7 protein-coding genes are annotated in these 7798 nt (G+C 36.6%); 1 reads left to right on the top strand and 6 read right to left on the bottom strand.

The window, feature by feature from the left end:
* Positions 1 to 74: 74 nt before the first annotated feature.
* The 3 genes from K5Q14_RS07260 to K5Q14_RS07250 form a co-directional block, all read right to left on the bottom strand.
* Positions 75 to 1127, bottom strand: a complete 1053-nt coding sequence (locus tag K5Q14_RS07260) for a PTS sugar transporter subunit IIC (protein WP_373306152.1) — start codon at positions 1125 to 1127, stop codon at positions 75 to 77.
* Positions 1128 to 1298: 171 nt separating this feature from the next.
* Positions 1299 to 2495 (bottom strand): aminotransferase class I/II-fold pyridoxal phosphate-dependent enzyme, encoded by a 1197-nt coding sequence (locus K5Q14_RS07255; RefSeq protein ID WP_220735141.1) that lies wholly within the window; start codon positions 2493 to 2495, stop codon positions 1299 to 1301.
* A gap of 322 nt (positions 2496 to 2817) precedes the next feature.
* Positions 2818 to 3402, bottom strand: coding sequence for a nucleoside/nucleotide kinase family protein (locus K5Q14_RS07250; RefSeq protein WP_220735140.1), 585 nt, complete (start codon positions 3400 to 3402; stop codon positions 2818 to 2820).
* A 121-nt stretch (positions 3403 to 3523) separates the two neighbouring features.
* On the opposite strand from K5Q14_RS07250, the gene K5Q14_RS07245 reads away from it, so the two are divergent.
* Positions 3524 to 4924: an APC family permease gene (locus K5Q14_RS07245; protein ID WP_220735139.1), complete on the top strand. Its 1401-nt coding sequence runs from the start codon at positions 3524 to 3526 to the stop codon at positions 4922 to 4924.
* 295 nt (positions 4925 to 5219) lie between these two features.
* On the opposite strand, the gene hpf is transcribed toward K5Q14_RS07245, so the two are convergent.
* From hpf to K5Q14_RS07230, 3 genes are all read right to left on the bottom strand, one after another.
* Positions 5220 to 5768 carry a ribosome hibernation-promoting factor, HPF/YfiA family gene (gene hpf / locus K5Q14_RS07240; RefSeq protein ID WP_220735138.1) on the bottom strand — a complete coding sequence of 183 codons (549 nt, stop codon included), beginning with the start codon at positions 5766 to 5768 and terminating at the stop codon, positions 5220 to 5222.
* Between the two features lie 81 nt (positions 5769 to 5849).
* A complete protein-coding gene (locus K5Q14_RS07235; RefSeq protein WP_220735137.1) occupies positions 5850 to 6521 on the bottom strand; it encodes a ComF family protein in 672 nt (223 codons plus the stop codon).
* Positions 6518 to 7795 (bottom strand): ATP-dependent helicase ComFA, encoded by a 1278-nt coding sequence (locus tag K5Q14_RS07230; RefSeq protein ID WP_220735136.1) that lies wholly within the window; start codon positions 7793 to 7795, stop codon positions 6518 to 6520. Before K5Q14_RS07230 ends, K5Q14_RS07235 begins: the two co-directional genes overlap by 4 nt.
* Positions 7796 to 7798 lie beyond the last annotated feature (3 nt).

Below are 7798 nucleotides of genomic sequence, written 5' to 3'. Positions count from 1 at the left end.
TTTTATCCCCCCTTCTTCCCCCTCTTTTTACTTTCGTTCGCTTTTTTCGCCACCCCTTTACCCTTTCTTTACTATTACGATAACGTGAGCTTTAAATCCTTTGAATGAATCAACTTAAATTTCGTCATAAACAGCCATTTAAGGGTAAAAGCAAGCATAATTGGTAAAACAATGAACGTTAACAAAACACTAATTATTGCTATGAGGGATTTATTAGACATACTATACGCTGTCAAAGGTCCTATTAATCCGGAAAACCCAAACCCTGCTGAAAATGGTGTTCCTTTAATATCTAGAACAGTAGCTACCATCCCCATTATCGTTGCACCAATAGTCGTTGGGATAAATAATTTTGGTTTGGTCAACATATTGGCCATTTGAATTTTAGGGGAACCAATAAAGTGTGCTAAGGTTGCACCAATCGGATTAACTCCTGATCCCATTGCGGCCAAGGTAAAACTAGCAACTACAATTCCAGCATTAGCTGCCCCTGCACCAATACCTGTTAAATTAATGGCCATAGCAATTCCTACTGAAGATAACGGAGATACGATCAAAAAGGCAAAAATAGCACCTAGTAAGGCTCCTAACACTAACGGTGTTAGGTCTGTCGCATAGGCAACGACTTCACCAATTAAAGTTTGTACTTGCCGCAAAGGTCCTAAAGTTATTAATCCAATGCCACCAGCAACGAGTAACACAAACAAAGGTTGGAGTAATATTTTTAAATGACCAAATATAGTTGTCGTTATTTTTACTAGCGCTGTGGCAAGCGTAGCAATTAATAAAATATTTAAAATAACCCCTGTACCACTAATTATCATCCCTGCTTTTGTTTGCGTCACCACACCAGAAGAAACGAACATTGCTAAAGCTATTGACCCAGAATCAATAGCCGACAACTTGAAAATTTGCCCAACAGAAAAGCCTGCGACAATGGGCAATGTACTCTGTATTAGAGTTGTCATAAAGCCAACTTTAGTTGCAATGGGCATACCAGTAAACAACAAAAGTAACTGACTAACCAGTGCACTTGGAATCAAGGTAATAACAATCCCTAAGCTTGTCCCATTTAAAACATCTACAATAAACTTTTTAATAGACGCGCTAGTAATTTTGTGAGCCATTTTTGTTGTATGCGTTATCGTACTAGTCATATTTTTACCTTGATTATGTATGCGCAAATGCGCGTAAGTAATAGATCGAGCACCGCCATAAACTCGCGGTGTTTGTTGATATTTAAACAGTCAACAATATTTTTTCTTATAATATCGCCTTTTCAATGTTTCATAGGCATTCTAGTCATGCTTATTTTCAGTCATATATTGTGTTAAACGTATCATCGCTTCTTTTAAATTGGCTAATGAAGCCGCATAACTCAATCGAATGTAACCTTCTCCTCCAGGCCCAAATGAAGCACCCGGAATAACTGCTAATTTATTTTTATGCGCTAAATCACGTGCAAATTCAAAATCATCTTGGATATAACCCGCTGGAATTTTAGCAAAAATATAAAACGCACCCGCTGGTTTAGGTATTTTAAATCCAAGTGACGTCATTGTTTTGTAAATGAAATCTCGTCGTAATTGATACTCAGCTTTCATTTGTAGCGTGTCTTGTCTTCCTAAATCAGTAGACAAAGCCTCTGTGGCTGCTGCCATCGCTGAATTAGTAGCTGTTGTAATCGTAAATTGATGAATTAAACTAAACTTAGCTACTAATTCCGCTGGTCCAGCCAAAAAGCCTATACGGTAACCTGTCATTGCATGTGATTTAGAAACACCATTTAACAAAATTGTTTGTTCGGGTAAATACTTTGCCATTGACACGTGGATTGTTTCATATGTTAATTCTGAATAAATTTCGTCTGAAATAACGACAATATTTGTTTCACGCAAAACATCCGCAAGCGCCTTTACTTCTGCTTCACTATATGTCACGCCCGTAGGATTCGAAGGAAAGTTCAATACAACTGCTTTAATGCTGTCCCCGTGTTTCTGGATAGCTTCCTTGAGCATCTCCGGACTCAATACAAAATCATTAGTAGACGTATCAATAAATACTGGTTCACCACCGCCGACAAGCGTTACCGGTATATACAATGGGAATATTGGTGTTGGCAATAATATTTTATCGCCCTTGTTCAACAATGAAGTTAACACAGTGTAAATAGCTTCTGTTGCGCCCACTGTAACGATAATTTCAGTGGCTGCATCATATTTTAATTCGTAACGATTTTCTAAAAACCCGGTAATCGCTTGGCGCAATGCAAAGGTGCCATTTGAAGCAGCATAATGGGAATCATCTTGCGTAATTGATAGCTTAGCTGCTTGCTTAATATGTTCTGGTACATTAAAATCAGGCTCACCCAAGGTTAATTTCAAAATATCAGGGATACCACTCACTTCATTGTCAAACGCCCTAATGGCACTTGGTTTAACCATATCTAGGTTACGATTAAACACTGTTAATAAGGACTTCTTTGCTCTAGGCATGTTATTTTCTCCTCTTCATAACTGTTTTCACAAAAACGCACATTCGCGATTAACCGAATGTGCGTTTGTTCTACAAGTTGAACTCACTATGGCACTCGGTGCATAACTATCCGAATACCAGCGAAAAATACTTTTGGCAATCGGTGACTTAACCAAAATACCAAAAATAAAATTCATTTTCAATTATACTAACCCTACTCATCATTTGTTAAAAACCCTCAACTATTTATGAGATAATTATAATTGTTCTTAATTCATTTGTCAATAACAAAGCACTTACTGACACAAGCAGGCGAACTATCTATGTGATACAGTGATCTGCTTAATTTTTTTGAGGTAAACTGCGCCCATTCATGATGTCATTTACAAGTAAGTCAAGCCTGACCTTCGTCTTCGCCCAATCATCATTAGCCAATTCGTAAGCGACATTTTTTAATTCAGTCGGTAACAAGACATCACGCAAAAATTCTGGTGAAGCGACACGTTGCTTTACCGCGGTCGGATCATCACCACGTACTTGAACGCGCTCAACTAATACTTCGGGAGTAGTTACCGTCACAAAAATAACCACTGCCTGTTTTCCAAGTTCACGAGCATAAGTAATTGCACCAGCTGTGTCGAGTACAATTGTAATGTACTGACTTTTTTGCCAAACAAATTCAAGTGCCTCATATGATGACCCATATTGTGAACCGGCGTATGTCACTCGCTCTAAATAATGTTTTGTTTCAAATGTGAACGCATCTTCAAAATAATACGATATGCCATTAACTTCTCTATCACGTGGTGGTCGTGTTGTGTGTGTAATAACACGTGGCATGCGATAATTATCTTGTAAATACCGCGCAATTGTTGTTTTACCGACACCAGTTGCACCCGTAATTACAAATACTTTATTGTCTTTCATATAATTTATATTCCTTATCTTTTCCATTGTAACGTATCTTGTCACCCAAAGTTAGACATTAACGTTTTAAATTGTTAAAATAATAGTTATGGTTTAATTAAAATAATATGGGAGAAACTTTATGTCTATCTTTACAAGAGCATTTAAACGAGAATCTGTTACTACATATATAAAAGCTGATTCTCATATGTCACGTGTATTAACAACACGCGACTTGATTGGCTTAGGCGTTGGTACGGTCATTGGCACAGGAATTTTCATATTACCTGGTCATGAAGCAGCACAACATGCTGGACCTGCTGTATCTGTTGCTTTTCTAGTAGCGGCCATATTTTCAGGATTGTCCGGTATGGCTTTTGCTGAATTTTCATCAGCAATGCCTGTAGCTGGATCTGCTTATTCTTATGGCACCGTTATTTACGGTGAAATTGTCGGGTGGTTACTTGGATGGTCCTTAATTTTAGAGTATTTTTTGGCCGTTTCCGCTATCGCTACTGGATTTTCTGCTTATCTCGGCAACTTATTAACAATATTTAACATTCACATGCCCAAAGCGTTAATTTCTGGGCCAATGGAGGGTGGTGTTATTAATCTTTTCGCCGTTTTAATCATATTACTGGTAACAGTTATCTTGTCTCGCGGTTTAAACGCTTCTAAAAAAATTGAAAATGGCGCTGTTATCTTAAAAGTCGCTATTCTTGTTCTATTTATTATTGGTGGCTCATTTTTCATCAAACATACTAATTATGTGCCTTTTTACCCAAAAGAATTTCAATCTGGTATTGGTGGCCTTGGTGGCCTTTCTGCTGCAACAGCTAGTATTATTTTCGCTTTTCTTGGTTTTGACACAATTGCAGCACACGCTGCTGAAGTTAAAAACCCACAAAAAACAATGGCTCGCGGTATTATTGGCACAGTTATCATTTCTGCGTTACTATATGTTTTGTTCTCAATTGTCCTAACTGGCATCGTTAATTACAAAAAACTTGGCGTTGATGATCCTGCTGCGTTTGCTTTACAAGCCATACACCAAACACAATTTTCCGTCGTCATTACTGTTGGTGCCTTGATTGGTATGTTTACTGCTATCTTGGCCTTGATTTACGCATCGTCTCGTTTGACATATTCATTTGGTCGTGACGGGTTACTGCCAAAATCGCTTGGTAAGATTTCAGCTGGGTCGCATTTACCAGTAAATGCTTTAATCCTTGCCATTATTATTGAATCTATTTTTGCCGGCCTAATTCCGTTAAACACTTTAGCTAGCTTAATTAACGCAGGCACATTATTAGCTTTTATGTTTATCAACTTCGGTATTTTAATCTTACGTCGTCGCAAAGATTTATCACATGACGGCTTCAAAGTACCTGGTTATCCTGTAATTCCTTTCATTGCTGGAATTATAAGCTTAATCTTATTGACACAATTACCTTCTGAAACACTTGAATTATTTGCTATATGGGTTGTTATTGGTATCATTTGGTATTTTGCCTATGGTATTCGCCATTCAAAATTGTCATAAAACAATCATTTTTCTTCTGATCACAAAAATCAACCCTGTCACTATTTTAAAAATTAATTTGTCTATACCTCTATCTAATTTAAATCATGACATGCTTAACTTTAAACTTAAAAATAATATTACTAACTAAAACCCATGATTTGTATGAATTTTATACAAATCATGGGTTTTATTAGTGTGCTATCTTTTAACAAACATTGTTATGGCCCTGCAAATTCTCATTATAAAATTAAAACGCCAACCACCGATTGCATATCAGTGATTGGCGACTCATTCAAAAGATAATTTATACTAATTAATTGTCTGCTGTTTCAAGCAAGCCATACTTGCCATCCTGTCGTTTATAAATAACAGAGTCAGTATTAGTTTCTGCGTCCTTAAAAATAAAGAAATTATGTGCCAACAAATCCATTTGTAATGCTGCTTCTTCTGGTGACATTGGCTTTAAATCTACTTGCTTTGTGCGCACAATTTGTAAAGCATCATCATCAACTTCGGATGCAGGAATCTCATCATTAGAATCAATGCCTTTAAATCCAGTTTCACGTGACTTGCGGTTAATTTTAGTCTTATATTTACGAATTTGGCGTTCTAATTTTTCAGAAACCGCGTCCACTGCCGCATACAAGTCAGGATTTGTATCTTCCGCACGTAACACAACATAAGGTAGTACAATTGTTACTTCGGCTTTACCAGAATTATCTGATTTATAGGTGCGTAAGTTGACATTAGCAATCGATTTTTCTTCGATGTAACGATTCAACTTTGTCAAACGCTTCTCCACATATTCACGAAGTGCGTCAGTCACTGCGATATTTTCGCCACGTACATTATAATCTAACATAATTAATTCCTCCATTGAGTTACTATGTTCATTATACCATACGTGTAAGCGTTTTCTGTAGAAATAGTCATTTTTCTATAATCATCGAGATAAAGAGATACTTCTCACATTTTGAGCACCACATTCATATAACAACTCTGCTGCATGATATAGGGTATTTCCTGTGGTATAAACGTCATCGACTAATAATATTTCTTTTCCCTCTAAAGATATTTGTTTCATCATCGAGAATGGTTGCTTTCTCATCATTCGTATTTTTCGATTAAACTGTGATTGATGAGACTTTTGACCTGCAGACACTTTGAGAAGGTGTTCATACGCCATCCCTTCAATGAGCCCAATTGTCTGATTAAATCCTCTTGTTTTCATCGTATGTTCACTCACAGGAATTGGTACGATGATATCAGCATTCAAAGTATTAATTTGTTGATTGAGCACCCGATTAAAAATGACACGTAAATCGTAATCGCCATTAAATTTATATTGTTGCATAAATTGACGCATAGCATCATTGTATTGATACAAAGCTGTATGATTTAATAATTTTTTACCTGTTTGTTGCCAGCGATAGCAGTCATGACATAATTGGTTCGTTTTTTGTTGTCTACCACAACCTAAACATCCCACTGTAATTAACGTAAAAGTTAATTCACATGTTTGACAGAGCTGCTTTTTTTGATTTTTTATGACATTAAATGTTTGTAACAATGATAATCTATGATTACTATTTGTTTGACATAACTGACAATTCATACTCGTCCACCTAACTGTCGACCGCGTTTATTCATTTGCTTAATTTGACGTTGTGCAGCTATCACTTTAAAATTTGTATGTTGCACATAAGCTTTCACTAAACCAGTCGGGCGATCTTTATTGCGACCAACACGACCAGCAATTTGAACTAATGCGTTTTCACTAAATATTTTTTCATCAGCACCTAAAATCAAAACATCTATGCCAGGAAATGTCACACCACGTTCCAAAATAGTAGTGGTTACAAGGTACTGAATTTTTTTATTTCTCATATTTTGAACTTTTTCTTGTCTTTTCGGGTCCCCAGCATAAACATGATCTCCGGATATTTCTGGAAAATGCTTTCTAATATTTTGGTACACACCGACTAGATCTGATACTTTTGGCACAAAAATTAAGAATCTTCTCTTTGTTTGATTAAATTGGTTAATCTGTCGCAAAAACTTTAATGGTAATTTTTTTCGCCAAGGGCCAACAATTGCTGTTTTTAAAACTGGTAATAGATGCTGATGGAAGCGTAACGGTAAATAGGAAGTTGTTAATGAGTGTCGTTTTACTTGCTGTTGCAATACTTTTGTTGGTGTTGCGCTAAGATAAATTACTGAGCTATTTATTTTTCGAGCATTTTTTACCGCATATGCTAACATGTGATCCCCAGCATATGGAAAACTATCAACTTCATCAACAATTAATAAATCAAATGCTTCTTTAAAACGTAACATTTGGTGCGTTGTTGCTAAAACAAGCGATGTATAGCGATATGTTTCAGTTTGTGCACCGTGTAAAACAACCATATCAGTTTGTGAAAAAGCCTGCTGTAACCGTGGTGCCAATTCAAGGATAACATCGACTCGTGGGGAAACAATAGCCACACGATACTTTTGTGATAATGCTTGATGAATAACTGGAAATAGCATCTCAGTTTTACCTGCGCCAGTCACTGCCCAAACCAGATGTTCACGCGACCGTGATAATGTCTCTAGTAATTCATCACCAACTACTTTTTGTTGTGGTGTTAATTGTCCCGTCCATGACAAAATATCTTTACCATCAAAATCATTTGGTTCAGGCAATGAAAGTAATACATCAAGTGAACTAACTCGACCTAACGCTAAACAAGCACGGCAATAAAAATGATCATTTGGTAATTTACCATGCACATTCTGACCACAGCGTTGACAAGTATTACCTATAAATGCAGCTGAAGAAATGACGTTTTCTGGTACTTTATTTACTTTTGCTTGAACAAGTTGTCGACCATAGTATGCTTTCATACT

Source organism: Leuconostoc inhae (genome assembly GCF_019656015.1).
Lineage (GTDB): Bacteria > Bacillota > Bacilli > Lactobacillales > Lactobacillaceae > Leuconostoc > Leuconostoc inhae_A.
This window is presented reverse-complemented; position numbering and strand designations above follow the sequence as displayed.

Bases quoted from the DNA above. Each gene is read 5' to 3' on its own strand.
- K5Q14_RS07260 (WP_373306152.1), bottom strand. From the start codon at position 1,127: ATGGCTCACAAAATTACTAGCGCGTCTATTAAAAAGTTTATTGTAGAT.
- K5Q14_RS07255 (WP_220735141.1), bottom strand. From the start codon at position 2,495: ATGCCTAGAGCAAAGAAGTCCTTATTAACAGTGTTTAATCGTAACCTA.
- K5Q14_RS07250 (WP_220735140.1), bottom strand. From the start codon at position 3,402: ATGAAAGACAATAAAGTATTTGTAATTACGGGTGCAACTGGTGTCGGT.
- K5Q14_RS07245 (WP_220735139.1), top strand. From the start codon at position 3,524: ATGTCTATCTTTACAAGAGCATTTAAACGAGAATCTGTTACTACATAT.
- hpf (WP_220735138.1), bottom strand. From the start codon at position 5,768: ATGTTAGATTATAATGTACGTGGCGAAAATATCGCAGTGACTGACGCA.
- K5Q14_RS07235 (WP_220735137.1), bottom strand. From the start codon at position 6,521: ATGAATTGTCAGTTATGTCAAACAAATAGTAATCATAGATTATCATTG.
- K5Q14_RS07230 (WP_220735136.1), bottom strand. From the start codon at position 7,795: ATGAAAGCATACTATGGTCGACAACTTGTTCAAGCAAAAGTAAATAAA.